At 50.3% G+C, this 25,293-nt stretch carries 19 protein-coding genes and 1 rRNA gene; 12 read left to right on the top strand and 8 right to left on the bottom strand.

Annotated features, from left to right (window positions below; genetic code table 11):
* Positions 1–320: 320 nt before the first annotated feature.
* Positions 321–2,315: a methyl-accepting chemotaxis protein gene (locus AC6B99_RS04715; RefSeq protein WP_496662869.1), complete on the top strand. Its 1,995-nt coding sequence runs from the start codon at positions 321–323 to the stop codon at positions 2,313–2,315.
* Between the two features lie 215 nt (positions 2,316–2,530).
* Here AC6B99_RS04715 and AC6B99_RS04710 read toward each other — a convergent pair whose 3' ends face one another.
* The 5 genes from AC6B99_RS04710 to AC6B99_RS04690 all read right to left on the bottom strand — a co-directional run bounded on the left by AC6B99_RS04710 (position 2,531) and on the right by AC6B99_RS04690 (position 7,209).
* Positions 2,531–3,697, bottom strand: coding sequence for a MalY/PatB family protein (locus tag AC6B99_RS04710; RefSeq protein ID WP_496662868.1), 1,167 nt, complete (start codon positions 3,695–3,697; stop codon positions 2,531–2,533).
* 21 nt (positions 3,698–3,718) lie between these two features.
* Complete coding sequence (locus tag AC6B99_RS04705; protein ID WP_056037326.1) at positions 3,719–4,459, bottom strand: amino acid ABC transporter ATP-binding protein; 741 nt, start codon at positions 4,457–4,459, stop codon at positions 3,719–3,721.
* 10 nt (positions 4,460–4,469) lie between these two features.
* Positions 4,470–5,138 (bottom strand): amino acid ABC transporter permease, encoded by a 669-nt coding sequence (locus AC6B99_RS04700; RefSeq protein WP_056037323.1) that lies wholly within the window; start codon positions 5,136–5,138, stop codon positions 4,470–4,472.
* Positions 5,139–5,141: 3 nt separating this feature from the next.
* Entirely contained in the window at positions 5,142–5,957 is an 816-nt protein-coding gene (locus AC6B99_RS04695) for a transporter substrate-binding domain-containing protein (protein ID WP_099518622.1), read from the bottom strand.
* A gap of 208 nt (positions 5,958–6,165) precedes the next feature.
* Positions 6,166–7,209 carry a LacI family DNA-binding transcriptional regulator gene (locus AC6B99_RS04690; RefSeq protein ID WP_056037317.1) on the bottom strand — a complete coding sequence of 348 codons (1,044 nt, stop codon included), beginning with the start codon at positions 7,207–7,209 and terminating at the stop codon, positions 6,166–6,168.
* A 207-nt stretch (positions 7,210–7,416) separates the two neighbouring features.
* On the opposite strand from AC6B99_RS04690, the gene AC6B99_RS04685 reads away from it, so the two are divergent.
* The 10 genes from AC6B99_RS04685 to AC6B99_RS04640 all read left to right on the top strand — a co-directional run bounded on the left by AC6B99_RS04685 (position 7,417) and on the right by AC6B99_RS04640 (position 21,173).
* Positions 7,417–8,217, top strand: coding sequence for an enoyl-CoA hydratase/isomerase family protein (locus tag AC6B99_RS04685; RefSeq protein ID WP_056037315.1), 801 nt, complete (start codon positions 7,417–7,419; stop codon positions 8,215–8,217).
* Between the two features lie 74 nt (positions 8,218–8,291).
* A complete protein-coding gene (locus AC6B99_RS04680) occupies positions 8,292–9,890 on the top strand; it encodes an acyl CoA:acetate/3-ketoacid CoA transferase (RefSeq protein WP_496662867.1) in 1,599 nt (532 codons plus the stop codon).
* Positions 9,891–10,258: 368 nt separating this feature from the next.
* Complete coding sequence (locus tag AC6B99_RS04675) at positions 10,259–12,235, top strand: ABC transporter substrate-binding protein (protein WP_496662866.1); 1,977 nt, start codon at positions 10,259–10,261, stop codon at positions 12,233–12,235.
* Positions 12,236–12,468: 233 nt separating this feature from the next.
* A complete protein-coding gene (locus AC6B99_RS04670) occupies positions 12,469–14,181 on the top strand; it encodes a sensor histidine kinase (RefSeq protein ID WP_496662865.1) in 1,713 nt (570 codons plus the stop codon).
* Positions 14,181–15,899: a response regulator gene (locus AC6B99_RS04665; protein WP_496662864.1), complete on the top strand. Its 1,719-nt coding sequence runs from the start codon at positions 14,181–14,183 to the stop codon at positions 15,897–15,899. Before AC6B99_RS04670 ends, AC6B99_RS04665 begins: the two co-directional genes overlap by 1 nt.
* A gap of 236 nt (positions 15,900–16,135) precedes the next feature.
* The gene (locus tag AC6B99_RS04660) at positions 16,136–17,470 is read left to right on the top strand and encodes an ABC transporter substrate-binding protein (protein WP_496662863.1); all 1,335 of its coding nucleotides are present in this window, start codon (positions 16,136–16,138) and stop codon (positions 17,468–17,470) included.
* 88 nt (positions 17,471–17,558) lie between these two features.
* Positions 17,559–18,431 (top strand): ABC transporter permease subunit, encoded by an 873-nt coding sequence (locus AC6B99_RS04655; protein ID WP_494881628.1) that lies wholly within the window; start codon positions 17,559–17,561, stop codon positions 18,429–18,431.
* A 10-nt stretch (positions 18,432–18,441) separates the two neighbouring features.
* Complete coding sequence (locus AC6B99_RS04650; protein WP_494881626.1) at positions 18,442–19,272, top strand: ABC transporter permease subunit; 831 nt, start codon at positions 18,442–18,444, stop codon at positions 19,270–19,272.
* Complete coding sequence (locus tag AC6B99_RS04645) at positions 19,272–20,234, top strand: phosphoglycerate dehydrogenase (RefSeq protein WP_056037294.1); 963 nt, start codon at positions 19,272–19,274, stop codon at positions 20,232–20,234. The genes AC6B99_RS04650 and AC6B99_RS04645 overlap by 1 nt, the downstream gene beginning before the upstream one ends.
* A gap of 45 nt (positions 20,235–20,279) precedes the next feature.
* Positions 20,280–21,173, top strand: coding sequence for a dihydrodipicolinate synthase family protein (locus AC6B99_RS04640; RefSeq protein ID WP_494881622.1), 894 nt, complete (start codon positions 20,280–20,282; stop codon positions 21,171–21,173).
* A 474-nt stretch (positions 21,174–21,647) separates the two neighbouring features.
* Here the strand turns inward: AC6B99_RS04640 and AC6B99_RS04635 are convergent, their stop codons facing one another.
* Genes AC6B99_RS04635 through AC6B99_RS04625 form a run of 3 tightly spaced genes read right to left on the bottom strand, consistent with a single transcriptional unit; the run spans position 21,648 to position 24,289 of the window.
* Complete coding sequence (locus tag AC6B99_RS04635) at positions 21,648–22,559, bottom strand: SDR family oxidoreductase (protein ID WP_496662862.1); 912 nt, start codon at positions 22,557–22,559, stop codon at positions 21,648–21,650.
* A complete protein-coding gene (gene uxuA / locus AC6B99_RS04630) occupies positions 22,508–23,593 on the bottom strand; it encodes a mannonate dehydratase (RefSeq protein ID WP_056037284.1) in 1,086 nt (361 codons plus the stop codon). Before uxuA ends, AC6B99_RS04635 begins: the two co-directional genes overlap by 52 nt.
* A gap of 18 nt (positions 23,594–23,611) precedes the next feature.
* The gene (locus AC6B99_RS04625) at positions 23,612–24,289 is read right to left on the bottom strand and encodes a GntR family transcriptional regulator (RefSeq protein ID WP_056037280.1); all 678 of its coding nucleotides are present in this window, start codon (positions 24,287–24,289) and stop codon (positions 23,612–23,614) included.
* Between the two features lie 795 nt (positions 24,290–25,084).
* On the opposite strand from AC6B99_RS04625, the gene AC6B99_RS04620 reads away from it, so the two are divergent.
* Positions 25,085–25,293: ribosomal RNA gene (locus tag AC6B99_RS04620) — 16S ribosomal RNA — on the top strand; the annotation flags it as partial.

Here is a 25,293-nt window from a genome sequence, read left to right as displayed (position 1 = left end):
AGTGCGTGGCACTGCTATTTTGGCAAACGAACCAAACATAAATGATGAATATGGAATGGTTAGAGGGGCAAATACTGCTCCTCTTTCTTTATTTTTATTGCGTGTTAAGGAATAGAAAGGAAATAACGCCTCTAGAATGGAATGATTTAGCATCCTGTTATATCATGAAGCAGCGCTCAGACTGAAACATTCATTTTTTGTTGAAAATTTGTTACATTTGCAATGAAAAATCTATCAATTTTCAAATGAGGTCTGTCGACTATATTACATATACAATAAATACAAGCTGGGGACATTACATCATGAAGGAGAAGAGAGAGATGAAGAAAAAATCGCAATGGAAGCAAAAGTTTTATATGAGGAGGCTCAGAGGAAGGCTTCTTCTCTACATTTCCCTGATGCTGATCTTTTCACTGCTCGTTTCTACATTCTTTTCTTATACCAATGCTAAAATTCAGCTTCAAGATAAAATGGGACAAACAGCAGCTTCTACCGTATCCTCGCTCAATATGGCGATCGATCAAATCGTTGGGCTTGAGAAAGCCAATGTGAAGCAGCTAGCTTATTTGCTCTCATCGGCAGCCGTAGATGAAAAGGCTGAGACGACTCAGGCGCTTATCGACAATTTTACGGCAAACCATCCAGAGGTGGAAATTGTAACGCTTGGCAATGCGAACGGCAGCTGGATGAAATCGCCGAATCCGGGGCAGGAGGATTATGATCCGCGGGAGCGCTCTTGGTACAAGGCAATTATGGCGGCTCCGGGAGAGGCTATCGTTTCCCCGCCGGGCCTATCAGCAACGACGAATAAGTATACGATTACCGTATCTCAAACATTTGCCGATGGTCAGGGCGGCGTTACGGTTGCTTTGAGCGTAGAAGCAATCGGGCAATTAATTCAAAATGTTAAAATCGGTTCAGAGGGTTTTGTTTATTTGATGGATCAGCAGGGCGTTATTTTGGCACATCCTACGATTGAAGTGGGAACACCGATTAGTAACGAAGGTATCCAGACTATTCTGGAGCAAGATAGCGGGGAGCTCTTTTACAACGATCCGATTAACAATGTGGAACGCAAAGCTTTTTACATCACGAATAAGGATACCGGATTAAAATTGGTCGGCGCTCTGCCAACTGAGGAGTTTACTGAGGCTGCACTGCCTATTTTGCTTAATTCGTTCCTCGTCATGGTCATTTCGCTGGTTGCCGCATTCATCATTTTGTTCTTTATTATCCGGGCAATTACAAGGCCTATTGAGCAATTGAACCGTGCAGCTAGACGGGTAAGCGAAGGCTATTTGCAGGAAAAAGTCGAGACGAAGCGCCGGGATGAAATCGGGGAGCTAGCTGGAAATTTCAACGCGATGGTCGATTCGCTGCGCGGTATTGTAATGGAAGTGGCAGATTCGTCGAATCAGCTGGCCGCTGCCAGCCAGGAGCTTAGCGCAAGCACAACGGAAAATACGAAGACGGTGGAGCTTGTATCGGAACTCATTGGCGGAGCAGCACAAGGTGCGGACAATCAAGCGCGTATGACGGACGAAACGCGCAGAACGATGGAGGAAATGGCGATCGGCATTACGAGAATTGCTGAGGCATCGTCCGAAATTGTGCAATCGTCGAAAGAGACGGAGCAGAATGTCGCAGAAGGCAGCGATAAAGTACAGGAAGTAACGGTTCAAATGAGAAAAATCGGCGAATCCATCGACCAATCCTCCGAGCAGATTGAGCAGCTGCATGATCTTAGCGCGCAGGTGACGCAAATGAGTACAGCGATAGCAGGCATTGCCAAGCAGACGAATCTTTTGTCGCTTAATGCGGCCATTGAAGCCTCACGGGCGGGCGATCACGGCAAAGGCTTTGCTGTCGTTGCACAGGAAGTGCAGAAGCTGGCAGACCAGACGAAGACGACAGCCGATCAAATATTGGAGACGATTGGCCAGATGACGAAGCTGGTTGCAGCTACTTACGATATGATGAAATATAAAGTTTCCGAGGATATGCGGGGAGGACTGCGCATAACGGAGGAAGCGGGACAGGCGCTGGCAAGCATTGAACAATCCACGAGGCTGATTGTCCAGCAAATTCATGATGTATCGGCGGTGACGGAGGAAATGTCGGCAAGTGCCGAGGAAGTAGCGGCGTCGATTCATGAGGTTTCGGGCATTGCAAACGAGTCGTCACAATCATTCCGCCAAGTGACGCAAGCTGGCAATCAGCAGCTTGATGCGATGGAGGGCATTTCTTCATCGGCAGTCGGCTTATCTGAAATTGCTTCCGAGCTGCAAAACAAAGTAGGCAGCTTTAAGTTGTAAGCTGCGCCCGCACGATAGCACGATAGCACGCCTGATTAGCGTAGAAAAGATATAAAGACGGAATTAAATATAAAAAAAGCCGTCCTGCATAGCCTAGTGGCTGCCATGCAGGACGGCTTTTTGCTTATGTTGCGCGGCTGTCTGCTATTGTCAAAGCCAAACATCGCAGCTGTAGCTTCGCGAACAGAACAGCCTATTAACGCTTAAGCGGGAGGTTACCCGAGCTTGGAAACGGCTTGCTTCATTTGGTTAAGCGCTCGTTCCAGCACCGCTTTCGGGAAGCCGACGCTCATGCGAAGAAAGCCTTCGCCATTGCCGCAGGAGGAGCCATCCCTGAACGCAATTTTTGCCTCCCGCATAAAATAAGGGGCAAGCTGCTCCGGAGGAAGGCCCAGCTCACGAGCATCAAGCCATAATAAATAGGTGGCTTCCGGCTGAATGAGCTTGATTTGCGGAATGTGCTCACGCAAATAGTCCCCTACAAACCGTACATTTTCCTCCAGGTACGCAACGAGCTGATCTACATAGTAGCCGCCATGCCAATAGGCAGCCTCCAATGCCACTATGCCGAACACGGGACGGTCAATCGCTTTGTTGTTGATAAGGGCAATGCGGAAAGCTTCACGCCAGCGCTCATTAGGAATGATAGCGGCAGATGCGCGCATGCCTGCGAGGTTGAACGTTTTGCTCGGATTGACGGTGACCATGCATTGCTGAGCGATTTCTTCCGAAATGGCTGGCAGCGGAATGTGGGTAAACGCCTCGTAAGCCAGATCAGCATGTACCTCGTCTGCGACAACGAATACATGGTAGCGCAGGCAAAGCTCGGCGATTCTGGTCAGCTCAAGCTTGGTCCAGCAGCGTCCGACCGGATTATGCGGATTGCAAAGCAGCATCAGCTTCGTACGCGGGTTGCTGAGCTGGCGCTCCAAATCCTCAAAATCGATCTCGTAGCGTCCATTGTGCAGCTTGAGCGGATTTTCCGCTTTAATGCGTCCGCTATTATCGATCAAGCTGTGGAAAGCATGATAGACAGGCGTCTGAATCAACACCCGGTCGCCAGGCTGTGTGAAAGCTTGGACGGCAAATACGAGGGAAGAACCAACAGATGGGGAATACTCGACCCATGCTGGTTCTATAGGAAATTGAAAGCGGCTTGCCATCCAATGCTGGACAGCAAGCGCCAGTCTTTCGCTTTCGGCCACGTAGCCAAACATGCCATGGTCTACCCGTGCAGCGAGCGCATCAATAATGGGCTGTGCCGTGGTGAAATCTGTTTCGGCCAGGTGCATAGGCAGTACATCTTCTGGAAATAGGGTATGCATTTGTGAATCGGTATGACGTCGATCGAGCTGTACGCTAAAATTATGTGTGCGAGTCATCGTTTGCCTCTTCCCCTGTCGTCAGTTTTTGGAAAAGACCGTTCCTAAAAATTTCTTCGTCCGTTCCTGCTGTGGTTGTCCAAACAGGCTTTGCGGATCGCCTTCCTCGATAATTGAGCCATCCGCCATAAAGATGACGCGGTCAGCAATTTCTCGGGCGAAGGACATTTCATGGGTCACAATCAGCATCGTTGTGTCCGTATCAACGATCGAGCGGATGACCTGCAGCACTTCCCCTACAAGCTCAGGGTCAAGCGCCGAGGTCGGCTCATCGAGTAAAATCACCGCAGGATTAACGGCCAGTGCACGAGCAATCGCTACGCGCTGCTGCTGTCCGCCGGACAACATGGCAGGATAGCTGTTCGCCTTGCTTGCCAGCCCTACTTGATCCAGCAGCTTGTGGCCGAGTGCTTCGGCATCGGGCTTGTTCATCTTTTTGGTGACAATGAGCGCTTCAATGACGTTTTGCAGCGCCGTTTTATTTTTGAATAAATTATAATGCTGGAAAACCATCGCTGATTTTTGTCTCAAGGCGTAGGCATCCGATTTCTTCAGCCTTCTCGCATCGACCTCAAAGCCATCGATTTCAATATGGCCGGCATCCGGCGTTTCCAGCAGGTTGAGGCAGCGAAGCAGCGTGGACTTGCCCGAACCAGATGGTCCAATAATCGCAACAACCTCGCGGCGCTTCACTTCCAGATTGATTTGCTTCAGCACCTCGTTATCGCCGAAATGCTTGCTTAACCCGCTCACTTTTAGCATAACAGAACTCCTATCGATAAGGCTTGCTCATTGCCTTTTCCAATTTTCCCTGCAGCATGGTCAGCACAATCGTTACGGCCCAATAAATGAGGGCAACGGCGATATAGCTCTCCAAAAAACGGAAGGAGTTGCTGGCCAAAATTTTCGTTTGCGCAAAAATGTCGGTCACACCAACTGTAAAGGCGAGCGAGGACTCCTTGACCAGCATAATCAAATAGTTGCCTAGACTCGGAACGGCAACCCGCATCGCTTGCGGCAAAATGACTCGGCGGAAGCCTTGCCATTTGGTCATCCCGACAGACAGGCAGGCTTCCATTTGCCCGCTGTCGACCGCATTCAGCGCCCCACGGAATTCTTCCGCCAAATAGGCGGCATTTTTAAAGCTGAGGGCAATGATCGTTGCGGTAATCGCATCAATAAAGGTAAATTCCGGAAAAATTTGCGGGATTCCCACATAAAAGATAAACAGCGTAACCAATGTAGGCACCGAGCGGAAGAAGGAAATGTAAACCTTCGCCACCGGTGACAAAATAAAAATTTTATTGTTAATGATGAGCGCCAGCACAATACCCATAAGACAAGCGAGAAGCATCGAGCCGACCGCCAGCATCAGCGTCATCGGCAAATACTTCAGCAGCTTGGGTATCGCTTCGAATATAAACGCTGTATCGAAATTCATCGATTAGCTAGCCTTGCTGATGTCTTGTTTCAAATGTTCATTGGACAGCTTCGTCAGTGTGCCGTCTTTTGCAAGAGCCTCAAGCGCTTCGTTGAAGGAATCACGCAGCTTCTTGCCTTCTTCGGTGTTAGGGAACGGGAATGCTTCCTCGTAAGTGTAAACGGGGTCTCCCGCTTTTTTCAAAGCAAGGCCTGAGTTGTCGATCAGCAGCTGTGCACCGGCGCGGTCCATAATATAAGCATCGATCCGTTTCAGCGCAACATCGTTGAGAATGACGCTTGGATCTTCATAGGTTGTAATGTTCAGCTCATTGTTAGGATCATTGGCGCGCAAGTAAGCTTCTTTACTTGTACCAACGTCAACACCGATCTTCTTGCCTTTCAAATCGGCCAGCGTTTTGATGGAATCATCATCCGCACGGACGATTAGCTGTGCTCCGGAATAAATATAAGTGTTGGAGAAGATATATTTTTCTTTACGCTTTTCGTTAGCTTCTACTTGGTTGGCGATCGTGTCGATTTTGCCAGCGTCCAGCATGCCGAACATGCCTGCCATATCAGCAGTCGTCCAGTTTACTTTCGTGTAGCCCAAATATTTGGCAACAGCTTCTGCTACGGCAATATCATAACCTTCCAGCTTGTCTCCGTCTTTCTTGGAGAACCCAATGCTGACGCCGAACGTAGCCAGATTTAATTCTTTGCTTTCTGCTTTGTTGCCGGAGCTAGCGCTTTCAGAATCATTAGTCGTTTTCGACCCGCATGCTCCCAGTACTAACGTCATGGCAAGCATTAATAAGACCACACTTTTTTTTCCAAACATGTTGACAAAAGCCTCCTCTTAGTAGATCGATCTAATTATAAGCCAAACGTGTCCGGGTGCTGCTGTAGCCAGCGAAACCGTTCGCGCTTGATTCTATTAGTAAATAAACGCGTAACGTCTATTTCCTATTAGTTTTGTTGGAATTATAGCAAGTTAAAAATTGAATGTCAATGACCATTTCGCCATCTAAATGACGGGGGTGCATCGATTAATGCACGCCCATAAAATGTGTCGAGGATTCGCGGATAACAAGCTTTGGCGGCAAAATAATTCTAGCCGTCTCCTGCGGTGCTTGCGTCTCGCTGCTGATTCGTTGGTGCAGCAGGTTCGCTGCCTCGATTCCCCACTGGCCGGAGCCAACGGCAACGGTAGTCAGGCCGGGATTTGCAGTAGCGGCTTCTTTAATATCATCAAAACCTACGAGAGCCATATCTTTGCCAGCAACAAGCCGATTTTCCCTAAGGCCGACGATGACGCCAAGCGCGACGATATCGTTATGGCACAGCGCCGCTGTAGGCAGCTTGTCCTGCCGGATCAGCTGGTTAATAATGATAGCGCCACTCTCGCGCGTAGGCGGGCCAGGAATAATATGACGCTGATCGGTGGGGATGCGTGATTCCTCAAGTCCTTCCAGGTAGCCAGCGAGCCGCTCATTATAAGCAGAGGTATGAGGCGTACCGCCAAGCAAAGCAATATGCTTATGCCCTTGGTCAGCCAAATGCCGGACAGCCATCTTCGTGCCCCATTGGAAGTCAGTGCCGATATAATCAACGCGTGCTCCGGAAATTTCACGGCCGATAAGGACGCAGGGGACGTTTAATTGCTTCAGTCGGGCAAATACAGCAGGGTTTGTACCCGCTACGGGAGCCATAATAATGCCGCAAACATGATGCTCCAGCATCGTCTCCAGTATTCGCTCCTGCTTGCTTTCCGATTCAAAAGTCATGCCAAGCAGCGTTGTATAGCCGAGTTCATCGAGTCGATCCTGCAAATTGGTGAGCAGCTCAGAGAAGAAGGGATTGCCGATATCCGTAATAATGATGCCCACAGTAGAAGAGCGTCTGGAGCGAAAGCTTGCTGCGACGCGATCATAGACATAACCGAGCTTATTCATCGATGCAAGAACCTTCTGTTTCGTCTGCTCAGTAATGGACGTACTGCCTCTGACGACGAGCGATGCCGTGGCGCGTGATACGCCTGCATCCTTCGCGACATCCTGAAGCGTTACGCGTTTTTCTTTTTTATCGCCCACAATCAGTCACACCTCTTTCATTAGTGAAAATTATAGTACATAATCGCAGCTTATGGAATGACTATAGATTCCCCATCCAGCTGTTGACAGGGGGGATGCCGTTTTTTATAATCAATGGAAAGATTAGATCGATCTAATGACGAACGGCAGCTGTTCAATAGGACAGCAAAATATATTTTATAATCTCATATTAAGGTGGTTTTTGTCATGTCAGCAAATCCGGGAATTGAATTTCACAAGGAAGGCCGTATCGGAATTATCCGCTTCAACAATCCTCCGCTGAACTTGGGGACGAATAACGGGCTTGCACGGCTTGAGAAGATTTTAGCCGATATTGAGTCGGATGGGGAGCTGCGCGTGGTTGTGCTTACCCATAATGGCAAAGTTTTCTCGGCGGGCTCAGACATGAATGAAATACAGCAGCATTTGGACAAAGATACGTATGTCAGCGACAAAATGGAAAGCGAGATCCGGCTGCGCACCCGCCTATCCGTCCTTTCGATTCCGACGATTGCCGCGCTGGACGGCTCTGCCTATGGCGGAGGTTTCGACTGGGCGCTTAGCTGTGATATGCGGGTAGCTGCACCTCATGTTGTGCTGTCCTTGCCGGAGGTAAACATTGGCTCATTCCCAGGAAGCGGCAGCGCCTATCGGATCACCCGTCTCATCGGAGCAGGAAGAGCGATGCAGTTTATGCTGTTCGCCAAGCCAATGAGTGCGCAGGAAGCGCTTAGCTTGGGCGTAGTCAACGAGATTGCAAGCGAAGGAACCGCCTATGAGCTGGCCTACCGCTGGGCAGAGGAAATTGCCGCAAAATCCGGCTCGGCCGTCCGCGCTGTAAAGGAGGCGCTTACCCGCATTTATATGCCGGAGCAGTCATGGCTTGATTTGACGCAGCTCGATATTTCGCAAAAGGTTGCGGAAAGCGAAGATTTCAAGGAAGGCATGCAAGCCTTCTTCGAGAAGCGTCCTCCTGTTTTCGCAGGCGACGCCGTTCAGAAAGTGTAATACTCTAACCGCTGATTTGCTCGACTTATCCAGCAGCACAGACGAAAGCAGCCGAAGAAGGAGAATTATCCATCATGTCTAATGCAACTTTGAAAAAAAGAACCGGCCCGGTTCCCGTTTTAACCGCTGAAGAGGCGGTGCGCCTCATTCCTGACGGAGCCACGGTCGCCTTTAGCGGCGCCGGCGGCGGAATTGTCGAGGCAACCGCTGTTATTGAAGCGCTCGCAGACCGCTATCATAAAGAGCAGCAGCCAAGCGGGCTGACTTATCTTCACACAACCGGTCTCGGTGACCGGGCAGATAGAGGGATGAGCCCGATCGCCATTGCCGGCCTGTGCGCCAAAGCGATTGGCGGGCATTGGGGGCAGTCGCCGCGAATGTCGGAGCTTGCCGAGACGAACCAAATTGAAGCATATTGCTTCCCGCAAGGTGTCATTACGCAGCTGTTCCGCTCCACGGCAGCGGGGCATCCTGGTATTTTGAGCCATGTAGGGCTTGGCTCCTTTGTCGATCCGCGCCAGCAAGGCGGAAAGCTGAATGAGCGTACGACGAAGGAGCTTGTTCGCCTGATGGAAATCGACGGCAAGGAATGGCTGTTCTATCCGTCCATTAAGCCGGATGTCGCGATTATTCGTGGTACGACTGCTGATACAGACGGTTATATTACGATGGAGGATGAACCGACTTTTCTGGATGTGCTGAGCATTGCACAAGCTACGAAAAATAGCGGGGGCATCGTCATCGTACAAGTGCAGCGAATGGTTCAAGCTCGTTCGCAGCATCCGAAAACGATTAAAATTCCCGGCTTCCTAGTCGACGCCGTCGTTGTCGTTCCAGAGCAAATGCAGACGTACCAGACGGAAAGCAACCGCTATATGAGCGGCGATTTGCTTGCCGTACAGGGCGGCATTGAGCCTTTGCAGCTAACCGAACGCAAAATTATCGCAAGGCGGGCATTCATGGAGGCATTCCCTGGAGCCGTAGCCAATCTGGGTGTCGGCATTTCCGATGGTGTTGGCTATGTGGCAGCCGAGGAGGGCGTTGGCGAAGCGCTGACGTTTACGGTGGAGCTGGGTCCGATTGGCGGCACGCCAGCGAAGGGTATTATTTTTGGCGCGACGATCAGCCCTAGGGCGGTGCTTGACCAGCCATACCAGTTCGATTTTTATGATGGCGGCGGTCTGGATGTCAGCTTCCTGAGCTTTGCTGAAATGGACCAAGCGGGCAACGTGAACGTTCATAAGTTCAATGGGAAAATTATGGGCGTGGGCGGCTTTATCGATATTGCCCAAAACTCCAAAAAAGTCGTGTTCAGCGGCACCTTTACCGCTGGCGGCCTCTCTGTTCAAGTAAATGACGGCAAGGTCGACATTGCAAAAGAAGGACGCTTCCGCAAAATCGTGCCCGCGCTCGCGGACATTTCCTTCAATGGTGTCGAGGCGGCGCAAAACGGCAAGGAAGTTATTTTTATTACGGAGCGGGCGGTGTTCCAGCTTACGGCACGCGGCTTAATGCTTTGCGAAATTGCCCCGGGAATCGATTTGCAGCGGGATATTCTTGATCTGCTGGCGTTTGAGCCGCTCATTTCACCGGAGCTCAAGCTGATGGATGCAAGGCTGTTCCAAGAGGAGCCTATGGGTCTCAAGCAAGAGTGGAATGCTGCTACAGTATGATTTGCTACAGTATGATTGGTTGCCTGGCCGTTGTCCGTTCTACGAATGTAATCCAGCCATAGGCTGAGTCACATTCGTCTGAACTACCAAAAGTCCAATCAACTCAAACATACTTCCGCTTACAGTTAAAGAAAAGACAAGAAAAGACAAGAGAACAGAACAGAACAGCTATAACAGTTTATAAGGCTGTTCTTTAACTATTAAAAACAGTTGAATCCATATTAGCCGTCAAATCAATCATTGATTCGACGGCTTTTTGTGCTGTATTCCTCACATCTTCCAATCGACAGTGAGAATTATTATCACTATAATGGGGAGAGGTGCTTTACGGTCTGGCCCAGTAGATCCATAGGAGTTGAACAAGAGCGATGAATTTGAATGAACACATTCAATTGTGGAACCAAGCCTCCCTCAAGGTGCTTGATATCCGGCATGCGGTGCTGGAGCTAGGTGAGGAGCTGCGCTCGTATCAGCTGCCTGCGAGCGCTTTTCTTTTTACCGCGCGGGGGCAGGGGCGGATCATGCTTGATGGAGTGGAGCATCGCGCCGAGTCCTGTTATCTTTGCCATGCAGGCAAAGGGGCGTTTCTTGATATGGAGCCAGCTTCTGGTCCACTTGAATATTATTTTATTTTTTATAAAGCGTCATTGTCGCCGCCAGCGCGTCAGGAGCTCGTGCAGCTGCTGGAGCGCAGCAAGCCGTTCCACATGCAGTATGGCTTTGCGCCGCTGCATCATGCCGCAATGTATTTGAAAATCGTCCGGATGGAGCAGGAATGGAAGCAGGCAGGCGCTTTGGAGAAGCTGCGGACGAAATCGCTATTTTACCAGCTTATTTGCGAGCTGCTAGGGCAGCTGCATCATCAAGAGATTGCAACGGCAGTACCGGATATCGCGGCGCAGGCCAGCCGTTATTTGGATGAGCATTATGGCGAGGCGGTAACGCTTGCGCTGTTGTCCGAGCTGCTCCATTGCAGCCCAAGGCAGCTGCAGCGCCTGTTCAAAGCCCGCTATCAGGCGGGGCCCATCGATTATTTGATTCAAGTGAGGATGCAAAAAGCGCGCGAGCTGCTTTTAGGCACAGATGCTTCATTGAAGGATATCGCAGCTGCAGTTGGTTATCCGGACAGCTACTATTTCAGCCGCATTTTTAAAAAGCATGTAGGCTCCTCCCCGAGCAGCTTTAAAAGGGCTGGAGAGCAAATGGAAGGCAGTCGTCATAATCCATCCGGGTTGTCGCGATATGTAATTGCTGCAAGAAGGCGGCGTCCGTATAGTGGTAAAGGTAGTGATGAAAATCATTATCAATACCAATTTAGGGGTGCTGGAATGATGTACACAAACAGAAGCATTAAAGCAGGATGGACGGTTAGCCTGCTGTTAAGTCTGACTTTGCTGTTAGCCGCATGCTCAGGCGCGGCGGGCACAAACACAAGTGCAGGGGGCGGAGCAGCAGCTCCATCAAATAGCATAACCGCGTCGCCGAACGTAACGGACACGGGCTCGAAGGAAAGCGCGCCGCGCACGATTACGCATATGAAGGGCGAGCTGAAGCTGGAACAAACGCCGCAGCGTATTGCTGTGCTTGATACCCAGTTCATGGATCAGCTCATTGCCATTGGAGAGCAGCCTTCCGGCAGTGTAGTGACAGAGTCGGAAAAATCGCAATTCCCGGATTACATGGCGGGCAAGCTGGTAGATGTCGTTACACTCGGCACGAAGGATGAGCCTAATGTGGAAGCGATTATCGCTCTTGAGCCGGACATTATTATTGGTACGGAGTTTCAGGATAAAATTTACGACCAATTGACCAAAATCGCGCCGACGCTTATTTTTGAACGCAATGAGGATTGGCAGACGACGCTGAAAACGTTTGGCCTCATTATGGACAAGGAGCAGGAAGCGCAGCAGGTGCTGGATCAATACAATAGCAAAATTTCCGGGCTGAAAGCCGAGCTGTCCGAAAAATACAAAGGGCAGACGTTCGCGGTGCTAAGACCGCGTGACAATATTGTCAGGCTGCATACAACGGCCCACCGTACAGCCGCGCTTTTGTACGACCAGTTGGGGCTAACTCCGCCTGCAATGGCTGTAGATGCAGAGAACAGCAGCGCGTCGCTGTCGCTCGAGAAGCTTCCTGAGCTGGAGGCTGACCATCTCTTTCTGATGGAGGACAGCAGCAATGTGGAGCTGACGAAGGAATTTGAAAGCTCAGCTATTTGGAAAAGCCTGAAAGCCGTCCAAAACGGCCATGTTTACAAAGAGGATACGAATTTGTGGATTGCCTATTATGGCCCGGTAGCGATTAATTTGGTGCTCGACCAAATTCAAGCGGCGCTAAAATAATAAGCAGCAATCATTTATTATGAATAAGGAAAACGGGCATTTTTTGCACAAGCGGCTTGTGCGGAAGATGCCTGTTTCATTTGCGTTTTTCTTCTAGTGAACCTTCCTTTCTGCTTATGCAAGATTAGGTAAGCGTTTTCTTTTGCCCGAAAATGATGGTAGAATGGCGTTGATTCCCGTGACCCGCAGCAGCCAAGGAGACTGAACTTATAACGTAAGGCGGAGGAAAAGCGATGAAGATGACGACATTTCGGAAAATGATAGCTTTAATTATTGCGCTGCTCATCCCGATTATTTTGCTTTACGGCTATTCGAACCAAGTGAGCGTAGATGTGGTGCAGACGACGATCAAGGAGCAGAATCTTAACCGTCTCGGTTTTTTTATGAGCCAGCTCGACATGATGGTAGATCAGCTAGTGAAGCATTCCACCTCGGCAAGCCGCGACTACAGCATACGGGAGTATGTGGAGGGCCGGGGAAAAAATGATGAGCTTGTCCAGCTCCAGCTCCAGCGCCACTTGCGACTTGTGGATATGCTGAATATGCAAACGACGACGAGTGCTTGGACGAACCAAATTATTTTATATTTGCGCGACACCAAGGAGCTGATTTCGACGGATTATTCCGCCCATTATGACGAGCAGAAGCTTGAAGCCAGAGACATGGGCAAATGGGTTCATGAATATGCGACAACGTTCGGCATTAAGGAAATGCTGTTCAGCCGCATGCAGCAGTCGGACATGCCGAATTTGTATGTGGAGGTACGGTTCACCGATGCCAATTTAAAAAATATGCTCAATTCGCTCCAGCAGGATGAGGCGCGCGAGCCTTTTCTTTATCATCCCGGCGAAGCGCCGATCATGGGCTTTAACGGCAACTACCGGCTCGTTACGCAGGCGATGGAGCAGCTGGAAAGCTTGCAGCTCGCGGGCAGCGGCAGTCTCAATCTAGAAATTAACCGCCAACAATATATTGTAAATTATATCCAATCATCAAGCCTCGGCTGGTATTTGGTCGATGTTGTGCCGCTTGCTAGCGTATTCGCACCGATTAATACGAGCCGCAATCTGTTTTATATCTCGATAGCACTGCTAATGGCGCTCGGCGTTCTGTCTACCCTGCTGCTGTACCGCAATGTCCAGCGCCCGATTGTGCTGCTGGTGCGGGGAGTGCAGCGCATCAAGGACGGGCAGTTTTCCACCCGCCTGAAGCAGCGTCCTAACAATGAGTTTGAGTTTCTGTTCAGCAGCTTTAATGAGATGGCGGAGCAGATTCAGGAGCTGATCGACAAGGTGTACATGGAGACGCTGCGCTCCAAGGAAGCGACGCTGAAGCAGCTCCAATCGCAGATCAATCCGCATTTTTTATACAACTGTCTATTTTATATTAAAAATATGGCGAATCTCGGCGATAAGGAGGCAGTCGTGGCGATGTCGCTGAATTTAGGCGAATACTATCGCTACACGACGCGGATGGAAAACAGCATGACGACGGTGCGCGAGGAGCTTAAGCTGGTGGAAAACTATTTGATTATTCAGCAGCTTCGTATCCAGCGTCTGCACTATGAAATAGATATTCCTGAGGAGATGATGGATTTGCCCATTCCACGGCTGCTCATTCAGCCTATTGTGGAAAATTCAGTCGTCCACGGAATTGAAAGCCAGCTGCAATTTGGCATTGTCCATATTAAAGGGCTGCGCCAGAACGGCTTGAACCGGCTCATCGTCGATGATAATGGCAGCGGCATGACGAAGGAGGAGATGGTCAAGCTGCGAATGTCGCTCGCTGTCCCGTTGGATGAGCACACCGGGTGCGGCCTATGGAATACGCATCAACGGCTAACACAGCTATATGGCGGGCATTCGGGCTTGCAGTTTTCCGCTTCGCCTTCACCGCTGGATGGCTTTCGTACGGAAATCATTTGGGAGGACAAGGAGGAAGCGTGATGGAGGAGCAGCTGGCATTTAGACTACTGCTTGTGGACGATGAGGCGAGCGTGGTGGACAGCCTTGCCGATACGCTTCCATGGGAGCAAATCGGGATCGGCGCTGTGTTCAAAGCTTATTCCGGCATAGAGGCGCTGGAAATTTTAAATACGAATACGATCGATATTTTGATTACGGATATTCGGATGCCGGGCATCAGCGGATTGGAGCTGCTCCAGCAGGTGCGCAGGAGCTGGAAGCGGATTAAATGCATTTTATTATCTGGGCATGCCGAGTTTGCTTATGCGCAGCAGGCTATTGCCCATGAAACGTATGACTATTTATTAAAGCCGATTAGTGACGACCACATTTTAGAAAAGGTGAGCGGGGCGGTTCAGGCTTTAAAGAAGGAGCTGGACGAGAAGAGCTTCCATCAGCGCGTTGCAAGAGCCTTTCAAGAGAATTTGCCGAAGCTTCAGGGCGAGCTCTTGAATGAATTGCTTGAGGGACGCAAATATTCAGCGGAGCGGCTGCCCGAAAAGCTGGAATCGCTCAAAATTCCGGTTGCCATGGGACAACGCTTTGCGCTGATGCTCGTACGGCTTGAGGGCAAGCTGTCGGAGATGGATTTCTATAGCCTGTCCCTGATGGAATATGCTGTGAGCAATATGGCGGAGGAGCTGTTTGAGGAGCGTTTTCGTCTCTGGACATGTAAAACCATTCACGGCTACTTGGTGGGCATTGTTACGGAAATGCCAGAAAGCGCTGGCGGACCACCTATGGCGGAAAAGCAAGGGGAGGGTGAAGAGCCGCCGTACGGTTCATCAGATGAGGGCAAAGCTCTGGATGAGGAGCTCCAGCTCAAAGCCTCGCAGCTTCAGCTCAGCGTTAATCATTATTTGAGTGGAGAGGTATCCGTGCTCGTCAGCCAGTGGGGGTTGTTCCCGCATGATGTCAGGCAGCGGTATGAGGATGTTTTGCTGGCGCTGCGACGGCAGATTGGCAGCCAAAGCGGGCTGTTTATCCATGTCGCCAGCGATATCGCCCGCCAGCTGCCGGTTCATTCGCTTCAGCGGCTATACGAGCCGCCGATGCTCATTCATTTGATGGAGTCGGGCAGCTGGGAAATGGCCGAGCAGAAGCTTGGCGGCATCTGGAGCGAGCTGAATCAAGGCTGGCCGGATTCGCCGGAGCATCTGATGGAAGTGTTTTTCTCCATCTATGCCTCGTTCAGCTCCTTCGCGCACAAAAACGGGCGTGAATTGGCGGAGATGATCGGCCCCGGCTTATCGGATATGAGCGGGCTGCTGCCAAGCCGCTCCATTACGGCGTTGAAAAGCTGGCTAGACGAAGCATTCCGGCTGCTGCGGCAAAGCATGGAGAACGATACGAGAAATGAACGTGAAATAACGGTAGGCAAAATCCGCAGCTACATTGAGAAAAATCTCGTCACCGATGTGACGCTGCAAGCGATCGCTGATTATCTGTTTATGCATCCGGTTCATGTGTCGCGGATTTTTAAGCTGGCGACGGGCGAAAATGTGAGTGACTATGTGCTGCGGCTCAAGATGGAGCTGGCGGCATCCATGCTGGCCAATCCAGCCCTGAAAAGCTATGAAGTCGCGCTCCAGCTAGGCTATCAGAACCCGAATTATTTCAATAAGGTGTTCAAAAAATATTATTCCCTGACCCCCCAGGAGTACCGGCAAAAGCTGGAGGGCGGCAAGGAACTGAAATAGACAAGGGCCATAACAGCGGCGCCGCAATCCGAGCGATGGAGCGGTGCTGTTTTTTTGTACTATTTTTCACCGGAAAAAGGCGGTAGTGGAATTGTGTTAATTTTGTATCATTCGATTAAATTGTTGTCATATTATCTTTTAACTATTCGAATTAAGATAGGGACAGAAGCATGAAAGCGCTTCAACTCAGATGATGCTGTACGTGAAAAAAAGCGAAACGGGAGGTCAGCATTTCTATGAAAAACGGAGTGAAAAAAGCAGTAGCAGTTTCTTTGTTGACAGTTGTCGTGGCAGGCTGCGGGAATGCAGGCAATGAGGGAACGGCGAACAACGGCGGGGCGAACGCGCAGGCGGGCAGCGGCGAGAAGCCAACGCTTACCTTTTGGATGAAGAAGCAGCTGTTTGATGATCAAAACACGTTAATTACAGAGCGTGCGAAGCAATTTGGAGAAGAAAACAATGTGAACGTAAATGTGGAGCTGATTGCCTACGAGGATTTTTATCCGAAGTGGACGGCGGCGATTGAATCCAAATCGGTACCGGATGTATCCTTTTTCGGTTATCAGGAAATTGGGCAATTTTACGGAAAAGACGTTTTGGAGGATGTAAGCGATGTGGTGGCCAGCCTGCAAGGCAAAAGCGCCATTAATGAAAATACGAAAAAAGCGATTACGTTCAACGGCAAGCAATACGGTGTGCCCTTCTGGACCGAGACGCAGGTGCTCTACTATCGCAAGGATTTGCTTGCCAATGCAGGCTATACAGAGCCTCCGAAAACATGGGACGAGCTTAGGGAAATGGGCAAAAAGCTGACAGACACGAGCAAAGGCCTGTATGGAATCGGCATGGGCTATGGCAAAGGCAACTCCGATGCCGAGTTTCTGACTCGCGGCATTATTTGGTCCTATGGCGGCTCTGTCGATACGCAGGACGGCAAAATGGTCATTGCGGATTCGCCGGAAACGGTACAGGCCGCTTCGTTTATCCGCGATATTTTCTTAACGGATAAAAGCACGCCGCCAAGCGCAATCGGCTGGGATGACGCAGGCAACAATAAAGCTTACTTGAGCGGACAAGCGGCGATGATTTTTAACACGGGCAGCGTGCTCGCGACGATTAAGAAGGACAACCCGGACTTATATGAAAAAACAGGCATAGCGCCTTACCCGGCCGGTCCTAAAGGCACCTTTATTCCAGGCATCAGCAACAATCTCGGCATTTTCAAAGATTCGAAAAACAAGGATTTGGCTAAAAAATTCATCTCCTACATGCTGGATAAAGACTGGTATAAGTCATGGATTGAGAAGGGTGCTCCACTGACGGCTCCCGTATATGACGAGCTGGCGAAGGAAGCGGTGTGGCAAGACGAGAAAAACAAAGCATTTGTTGAATCCGTTGCTGGCTTTAATTTCCTCGGCTATCCTGGCGAGTACAATGCGAAGGCGGGGGAAGTGTTCAATCTTCGCATTCTCAACGATACGTTCCAGAAGCTGCTGCTTGAAACGAGCTACACGCCGGAAGCGGCAATCACAGATATGCAGGCTAAAATTCAAGAGGTTTACAGCAAATAAGCTTTTGTAAAGTAAGCTGTTATTAATTCGGCGAAGGATGGCCAGAGCGTCTGGCCCTCCAATGCCTTTAAGTAAGGCGGGATGAGGCTTGAATACAAACCAAAACAATAAACTGGCTTATTTCCTCATGAGCCCGGTATTGATTTATCTGCTTGCGGTTATGGTGCTGCCATTTGGCTGGGCGCTTTATCTAAGCTTTACGAATAAAGTCGTAGGAGCGGATGCGGTTTTTATCGGGCTCGGCAATTATTTAGAGCTGCTGCAGGATTCGGCATTCTGGAAAGCGACGTGGAATACTGTTGTTTTTACCGGCGTAGCCGTGTTGTTCAAAACGGTATTTGGCATGATTATGGCGCTTGTGCTTAATGAAAAGATCATATTCCGCAATACGTTCCGTGTCCTCTTATTTTTACCTTGGACGATCCCGACTATCGTATCGGTGTTTACCTGGCAGTGGATTTACTCCGATGTTGGCGGAGTGCTGAACTTTCTGCTATTGAAAGTCCATCTGATCGATCAACCGCTTGGCTGGCTGGCAAGGCCGGACCTTGCGATGTTCTCGGTCATTCTGGTTAACGTATGGCGGGGCATCCCCTTCATGGGCATTGCCATTCTTGCTGGCCTTCAGACCGTGTCGAAGGAAATGTATGAAGCGGCTATGCTGGACGGGGCCGGTGCGGTCAAGCGTTTCTGGCATATGACGCTGCCTTCCGTGAAGGAAGTTACGGTACTCGCTGCAGTGATGACTACGATTTGGACCTTGAACGATTTCGAAATTATTTGGCTGCTGACGCGCGGAGGGCCTGCCAATGCGACACAGGTGCTGTCAACGCTGAGCTATACGATCGGATTTTTGAATATGAGCCTTGGAAAAGCGATCGCCATCGCCATTATGACGATGCCGCCGTTGATTCTGCTGATCAACTACGTGACGAAGCGCTCGCTTTCATCCAGAGATTAGGTGATAAACGATGGAAAATAAATCAGTCGGCAAACAGGTTCTCGTCTATGGAGCTTTAGCCTTTTTATTGATCTTTGCTTTGTTCCCGCTGTATTGGATGCTGAACACGTCCTTCAAGTCGCAGGGGGAAATCTACAATATGACGCCGTCCTTTTGGCCGCAAGTTTTCAGCTGGTCTGCTTATGAGAAGCTGCTGACGGAGAAGGGCTTTTTATCAAATATTAAAAATAGCCTTTACGTATCGCTGATCGTTTCTTTTCTGTCGATTTTGTTCAGCATGCTGGCTGCCTATGCGATTTCCAAGTTGCAGTTCAAGGGCCGCGGCTTTATATCCAGAGGAATCTTGTACGCCTACTTGATGCCGCGCGCGGTGCTGTTCATTCCGCTTTATATGCTGGTGAATGCGATTGGCCTTAGCAATTCGGTGTATGGTCTCATGCTTATATACCCGACCATTACGATTCCATATGCGACTTGGATGCTCGTCTCCTATTTTAAATCGATTCCGGGAGAGATTGAGGAAGCGGCAATGATCGACGGCTGCAGCCGGGCGCGCACGATGTGGAGCGTTATTTTTCCCCTCGCTGCTCCTGGGCTTGCTGCAACCTTCATCTTTGCCTTCACGCTGTGCTGGAGCGAATATTTATATGCTCTCGTCATCGTGACGAAAACGAGCGACAAGACGATTACGCTGGGCCTGTCGGATATGATCGTTGGCGACGTATTCGCTTGGGGGCCGCTGATGGGCGGCTCGATTATCGCTTCTATTCCAGTCATTATTATGTATTTGTTTACATCAAAATATATGGTTAGCGGGATGACCGTTGGAGGAGTCAAATAATGAGCACAAAGCATAAAGTTCTAGTGACGGCGACGAACTATTCGCTGCTATGCGCCGATGCGAAGCGAATGCTGGAGGAGGCAGGCTGCGAAATTATCGAGAACCAGCTTGGCCGTCCCCATACGTTTGAAGAGCTTGCTCCGCTTGTCGCGGATATCGACGGGGTCGTAGCCGGCGTAGATACATGGGATGAGGCGATTTTTAAGCTGGCGCCAAAGCTGAAGGGCATTGCCCGCTTCGGCGTTGGCGTCGACAATATTGATCTGGCGAAGGCGAAGGAATACGGCGTCAAGGTGGCGAATGTACCGGGCGGCAACGCCAATGCGGTAGCGGAGCTGACGATTGGCCTGATATTGTCGATGCTGCGCAATATCCCGACGCTTGAGCGTTCGGCACGACGCGGCTATTGGGACCGCACCGTCGGCATGGAGCTGGCGGATCGCACAGTCGGGCTGCTTGGCTTCGGCAACATTGCCCAGATGGTAGCGAAGAAGCTGCAAGGCTTTGATGTAGAGATCATCGCCTACGACAAATATCCGAATGAAGAGAAGGCGAAGGCGCTCGGGGTCAAGCTTGTCTCCTCCGATGAAGTGCTCGCCCAGAGCGACGTCGTCAGCATGCATCTGCCCAGTCTGAAGGAAACGTATCATATGATGAGCGATGAGCAATTTGGCCGGATGAAGCCAGCAGCCTATTTCGTCAATACGGCTCGGGGCGCGCTCGTCGATGAGCGGGCATTGTACAGCGCTTTGAAAAAGGGCAGCATCGCCGGAGCGGCAATCGATGTGTACGAGCAGGAGCCGGTAGCGGCGGACAATGTGCTTTTTGAGCTGGACAAGCTGATTGCAACGCCCCATACCGCAGCGGAAACGACAGAGACGTATTACCGGGTTGGCCTAGACACGGCGCAGGCGCTGCTGGATATTTTTGCAGGCAAGGACCCTGTTCATTTGCTTCGTTAACTTACAGCCTTAACTAAACCATAAATAGAAAGAGGGATTGGCACGATGAAACGTTTGTACGGTGTAACGACAGCGATGGTGACGCCTTTCACTAAAGAAGGACAGGTTGATTTGGCGAAGGTAGAAGCGCTGACCGAATTTTTGATTTCCAAAGGCATACACTGCCTGTTCCCGCTGGGGACGACAGGAGAGATGGTGCGGCTGTCGGTTGACGAGCGCCAAGCGGTTGCGGAGACGGTCGTGAAAACAGCGGCTGGAAGAGTTACCGTATTTATTCATGCAGGTGCGGCAACGCAGAATGATACGATTTTGCTGGCGCAGCATGCCCATCAAATTGGGGCTGACGGTGTTGGTGTAGTCACGCCGTTTTTCCTTGGCGCGAACGACGCGGAGCTGGAGCAATATTATGTGACGGTAGCGTCCAGTCTGCCCGCTGATTTCCCCGTCTATTTGTACAATATCCCGCAATGCGCAGCCAATGATCTCAAAACGGATGTTGCGCAGAGAGTAGCAGAGCGCTGCGGCAACGTAGTTGGCGTTAAATACAGCTATCCGGATTTTCTGCGCACGAATGAGTACTTGTCCATAAAAGGCGGCGATTTCTCCGTAATGCAGGGAGCTGACCGTTTGTTCCTTCCGGCGCTCGCTATGGGCTGTGACGGTGTGATTTCCGGGGTATCGTGCGTATATCCGGAGCCGTTTGTGGCGGTATACAACGCCTACCAGGCGAAAGATTTGGATAAGGCCCGCGAATGGCAGCGCATCGCGATTCAATATTGCGAGGTGCTGAGAAGCGGCGCGAATATGTCCTTTTTCAAGGAAGCGCTCAAGCTTCGCGGCATAGATGCCGGCTTTATGCGAGCGCCGCAGCTTGATCTTAGCGCTGGGGATGTCGCTGAGCTTAAAGAGCAGCTGGCTGCGCTGCCGCAGGTGATCTAGTGATGTCATAGTTATTTTTTGAAAGCCTATTAATAACAAGCAGCGCCCCTTCTTCATTTAGGAGGGGCGCTGCTTGTTAGGGTGTGTATGCAAACCAGAATCCGTATACTCATACATACGTACGTAGTGCTTATCCGAAGCCGATCTCATCTAACGGCTCAAGGCAAAAGCTTAAGGAATCTCAGCGTGCGAGTGCTGCAGGGCAGGGACCATACAGCCTGGGAACGCTGTCTCTTTTTCTGAAGGACTGAGGTTCCGCTATTTTGGCTTTTGAATTGATTTGAGGTCGTACGCGGACAGGAGATCCGTTATTGCCTTGATTTTCTCATCAAAATAACGTTGGAAAGCACATTAGCGTCTCCTGAGTCCGGTTCCTCTGCCATAACCCATGATTCGGCTGAAATAGCGGCTGCCGAGTCCGCCAAAAGCCCATACACGAAGTTGACTCTCGGTACGCAGACTCCAAGAAATAAGCTAGACGCCGGAATAGGCCATAAAGCCGCCATCAACCGGCACGACAATGCCAGTGACAAAGCCGGACATTTGCTCATCCGCGAGCCAGAGCAGCGTACCAAGCAAATCCTGCGGCGAGCCGAAGCGGCGCATTGGCGTGTGGGAAATGATTTTGCCTGCCCGCGCCGTATGGGAGCCGTCTTCATTCAGCAGCAGCCGCTCGTTTTGCTGGGTCAGGAAGAAGCCCGGAGCAATTGCATTTACGCGAATGCCGGCATCAGCCAAATGGACAGCAAGCCACTGCGTGAAATTGTTGATCGCCGCTTTGGCTGCGCTGTAAGCCGGAACCTTCGTCATTGGCGACGGTGCGCTCATCGACGAAATATTAATGACGGCTGCACCAGCCCTGCCAAGCATATGCTTGGAAAAAGCCTGCGTCGGAATAAGGCTGCCGACGAAGTTCAAATCCAGCACATTGCGGAAGCCGTCCACATTCAAGTCGAAGAACGAGGTGACGTCAGGATTATCCAAATCCTCCGGCTGGAACGTCTCATTCGTCGTATTGGCGCTCGGATGGTTGCCTCCCGCACCATTGATAAGCAGGTCGCAAGGACCAAGCTGGGCAAGCACTGTTTCGGCAGCGGCTGCAACGCTTTGTTGATTGGTGACATCGCAGGCGACAGCAATTGCTTGGCCGCCCGCCGCATTAATGTCCGATGCAACCTGCTCGCCTTTCTCTAGTGTGCGGTTAAGCACGGCGATTTTCGCTCCTTGCCGTCCAAGCTCCAGCGCCATTGCACGGCATAATACGCCTGCGCCGCCTGTAATGACGACGACTTTGCCCTCGATGGAGGCATGCTTCGGTAAATTTACCGTTTCGGTCACTTTGCAGCAGCTCCTTCCGCAGCAGCCGCTTTCTGATACGCATCCCATAAGCCCCAAAGGTACATAATGCCGAGTGCGCGGTCATACAAGCCGTAGCCTGGACGGCACTCCTCGCCCCAAATGTGGCGGCCGTGATCCGGACGGCAGTAGCCCTCGTATTGTTCCTCATGGTAGGCCTTAACAACACCGGCGATATCGACCGTGCCATCTTGTGTGCGGTGAGACGATTCAATGAAATCGCCATTCTCGTAGACGCGCACATTGCGAATATGCGTGAACGGAATACGATCGGCAAACTCATGAATCATCGACACGATATCATTTTCCGGGTTGGCGCCCAGCGAGCCGCTGCATAAAGTGAGACCATTATAAGGGCTGTCATGTAATTGGAGATAACGGCGAATATTATCTTGCCCTGTAATAATGCGCGGCAGGCCAAAAATCGGCCAAGGCGGATCATCCGGGTGAATGGCCATTCTAATGTCATGCTCAGCAGCAAACGGAATAATTTCGTCGAGGAAATATTTCGCGTTTGCCCATAGATGCTCTTGAGTAACCCCTTGATAGGCCTCAAACAGCTGGGTCAAATATTGCAGCCGCTCCGGCTCCCAGCCCGGCATCGTCAGCTTCGAATTTTCGTTGATGCGCTTAACGAGATCGAAGGGATCAACATTATCAATCATCGCTTTTTCATAAAAAAGCGCCGTCGAGCCGTCCTCCATCTCCTTATGAAGATCGGTACGCAGCCAATCGAAAATCGGCATGAAGTTGTAGCAAATGACTTTGACGCCGACCTGCGCAAGCTTGGCAATCGTCTTCTTGTAGTTGTCGATGTACAAATCACGGCTTGGCAGGCCGAGCTTAATGTCCTCATGAACATTGACGCTTTCCACGACCTTGATGTGCAGGCCGGCTTTGTCCGCTGCTTCTTTGATCTTCATAATTTTGTCCATCGGCCATTCATCGCCAGCAGGAACGTCATGCAGCGCCCAGACGATGCCTTCCGTGCCGGGAATTTGTCTGATTTGGTCAAGGCTGACGGTGTCATTGCCTTCGCCAAACCAACGAAATACCATTTTCATAGTGCCTTTCGCCTCCGATTATTTGAAGTAGGTAGGGAACTTCTCTTTCAATAGCGCCTGATCGGCAATCGTCAGGTTCAAATGCTCCTTCATCAGCCGTTCGGCAAGCTGGGTATCGCTGCTTTCAATCGCCTGCGCCATTTGCAGATGCTGCTCGTACAAATGCTCCCAATGGTGATCGGCAGCGAGACGCAGCATGCGGCTGCGGTTGAGATGGACGTTGATTTGCTGGATGACGGCCCAAGTGTTGCTCTTGCGGCAGCCTTCAAACAGCGTGCGGTGAAAAGCTTCGTCCAGCTCAAACATCGTTTTGTAGTCTTGGCTTTCTACGCAAGCCCGTTGCAAGGCGAGATTGTGACGCATCGCCGTCAGCCGCTGCGCAGGGAAGCTGATGCAGGCGAGGCGGATAACCGCAGTCTCCAACTGCTCGCGCATAAAACGGGCTTCCTCGACCAGCTCCAAATCAATGAGCGACACATCGGTACCGCGCTGCGGAAAAATTTCGAGCAGCCCTTCCTGCGCCAACCGAACAAAGCTTTCCCGAACGGGGGTGCGGCTGACGCCAAGCTTTACGGAAATTTCCTTCTCCGAAATGCTCGTACCGGGCGGCAGCTCCAAGCTCAAAATCTGCTCCTTCAGCGTCAAATAAATCGCATCCCGCGTCGATACGGCAGTGGGCTTTATCGTAAAATCCATCGTTCACCTCCTCAGTAGGCAAGCTCTTTTTTTAGGTTGAAAGTTATGTTTTCAAAATATAGGAAAGTATATAATTATGCCATCCTTTCTCTATATTTCTCGGAATGAAACGCACTGCCCCGCCAAAGGACGGCGACAGCCGTTTCACCTTGCTATACTACCATACTTGTATGGTAGTTTGGAAGCGGAAACATTTTTGGTGAAAAAGATTCCCTTCGGGCATCCCCATCATCCGCCTGCCTAACGCAAAACAAGCCTTGTCCCAGCAGTTGAACGCTGAACGAGGCTTGTTTCTATGCTATAGTGTTTGCTTATGAGCCTTTAACTGACAATTAAGAAACGATTTTGTCCGCATTGGAATCAATAAAGCCATAGACTGCAATATTCAGAAAAGGGATGTCTTATAGGAAAGAAAGATGGCAGCAGTCCCTTTCACGAAAGTTTTTAATCCATGGAATCAGTAAATTATAAGGGGTTTAAAATAATTACTTCATTATAGTGAGGTATTTTGAACGGTAGTTTGAATGTTATTTTTAAATAAAAATGAAAAAGGGAATATTTTTTTGAAAAAACACTTGCAATCTTCTAGGCACCCGTGATATATTATATGAGTCGCCGCTGAGACATACGGCAGACACGAACGAAACGCAAGCAAGAGAAATTGTTCTTTGAAAACTGAACAACGAGTGAAACTGCCACATTAACTTAGTTAATGTAAAGCGATACAAAAAAGTAATGAGCAAGTCAAACCAAATGCTCTTTTCCCTTCGATCTCGATCGAAAGAAAAGACATCCTAAATGGAGAGTTTGATCCTGGCTCAGGACGAACGCTGGCGGCGTGCCTAATACATGCAAGTCGAGCGGACTTGATGGAGTGCTTGCACTCCTGATAGTTAGCGGCGGACGGGTGAGTAACACGTAGGTAACCTGCCCGTAAGACTGGGATAACATTCGGAAACGAATGCTAATACCGGATACACAACTTGGTCGCATGATCGGAGTTG

The sequence above is a fragment of the Paenibacillus liaoningensis genome (assembly GCF_059609455.1).
Note: the sequence above shows the minus strand (reverse complement) of the source record. Positions and strands in the feature narration are given on the sequence as shown.

Excerpts from the sequence above, each read along its gene's own strand:
- AC6B99_RS04700 (WP_056037323.1), bottom strand. The coding sequence starts at position 5,138 with ATGAATTTCGATACAGCGTTTATATTCGAAGCGATACCCAAGCTGCTG.
- AC6B99_RS04695 (WP_099518622.1), bottom strand. The coding sequence starts at position 5,957 with ATGTTTGGAAAAAAAAGTGTGGTCTTATTAATGCTTGCCATGACGTTA.
- AC6B99_RS04665 (WP_496662864.1), top strand. The coding sequence starts at position 14,181 with ATGGAGGAGCAGCTGGCATTTAGACTACTGCTTGTGGACGATGAGGCG.
- AC6B99_RS04650 (WP_494881626.1), top strand. The coding sequence starts at position 18,442 with ATGGAAAATAAATCAGTCGGCAAACAGGTTCTCGTCTATGGAGCTTTA.
- AC6B99_RS04660 (WP_496662863.1), top strand. The coding sequence starts at position 16,136 with ATGAAAAACGGAGTGAAAAAAGCAGTAGCAGTTTCTTTGTTGACAGTT.
- AC6B99_RS04640 (WP_494881622.1), top strand. The coding sequence starts at position 20,280 with ATGAAACGTTTGTACGGTGTAACGACAGCGATGGTGACGCCTTTCACT.
- AC6B99_RS04705 (WP_056037326.1), bottom strand. The coding sequence starts at position 4,459 with ATGCTAAAAGTGAGCGGGTTAAGCAAGCATTTCGGCGATAACGAGGTG.
- AC6B99_RS04645 (WP_056037294.1), top strand. The coding sequence starts at position 19,272 with ATGAGCACAAAGCATAAAGTTCTAGTGACGGCGACGAACTATTCGCTG.
- AC6B99_RS04635 (WP_496662862.1), bottom strand. The coding sequence starts at position 22,559 with ATGGGATGCGTATCAGAAAGCGGCTGCTGCGGAAGGAGCTGCTGCAAA.
- AC6B99_RS04685 (WP_056037315.1), top strand. The coding sequence starts at position 7,417 with ATGTCAGCAAATCCGGGAATTGAATTTCACAAGGAAGGCCGTATCGGA.
- AC6B99_RS04675 (WP_496662866.1), top strand. The coding sequence starts at position 10,259 with ATGAATTTGAATGAACACATTCAATTGTGGAACCAAGCCTCCCTCAAG.
- AC6B99_RS04680 (WP_496662867.1), top strand. The coding sequence starts at position 8,292 with ATGTCTAATGCAACTTTGAAAAAAAGAACCGGCCCGGTTCCCGTTTTA.
- AC6B99_RS04670 (WP_496662865.1), top strand. The coding sequence starts at position 12,469 with ATGAAGATGACGACATTTCGGAAAATGATAGCTTTAATTATTGCGCTG.
- AC6B99_RS04710 (WP_496662868.1), bottom strand. The coding sequence starts at position 3,697 with ATGACTCGCACACATAATTTTAGCGTACAGCTCGATCGACGTCATACC.
- AC6B99_RS04625 (WP_056037280.1), bottom strand. The coding sequence starts at position 24,289 with ATGGATTTTACGATAAAGCCCACTGCCGTATCGACGCGGGATGCGATT.
- AC6B99_RS04715 (WP_496662869.1), top strand. The coding sequence starts at position 321 with ATGAAGAAAAAATCGCAATGGAAGCAAAAGTTTTATATGAGGAGGCTC.
- uxuA (WP_056037284.1), bottom strand. The coding sequence starts at position 23,593 with ATGAAAATGGTATTTCGTTGGTTTGGCGAAGGCAATGACACCGTCAGC.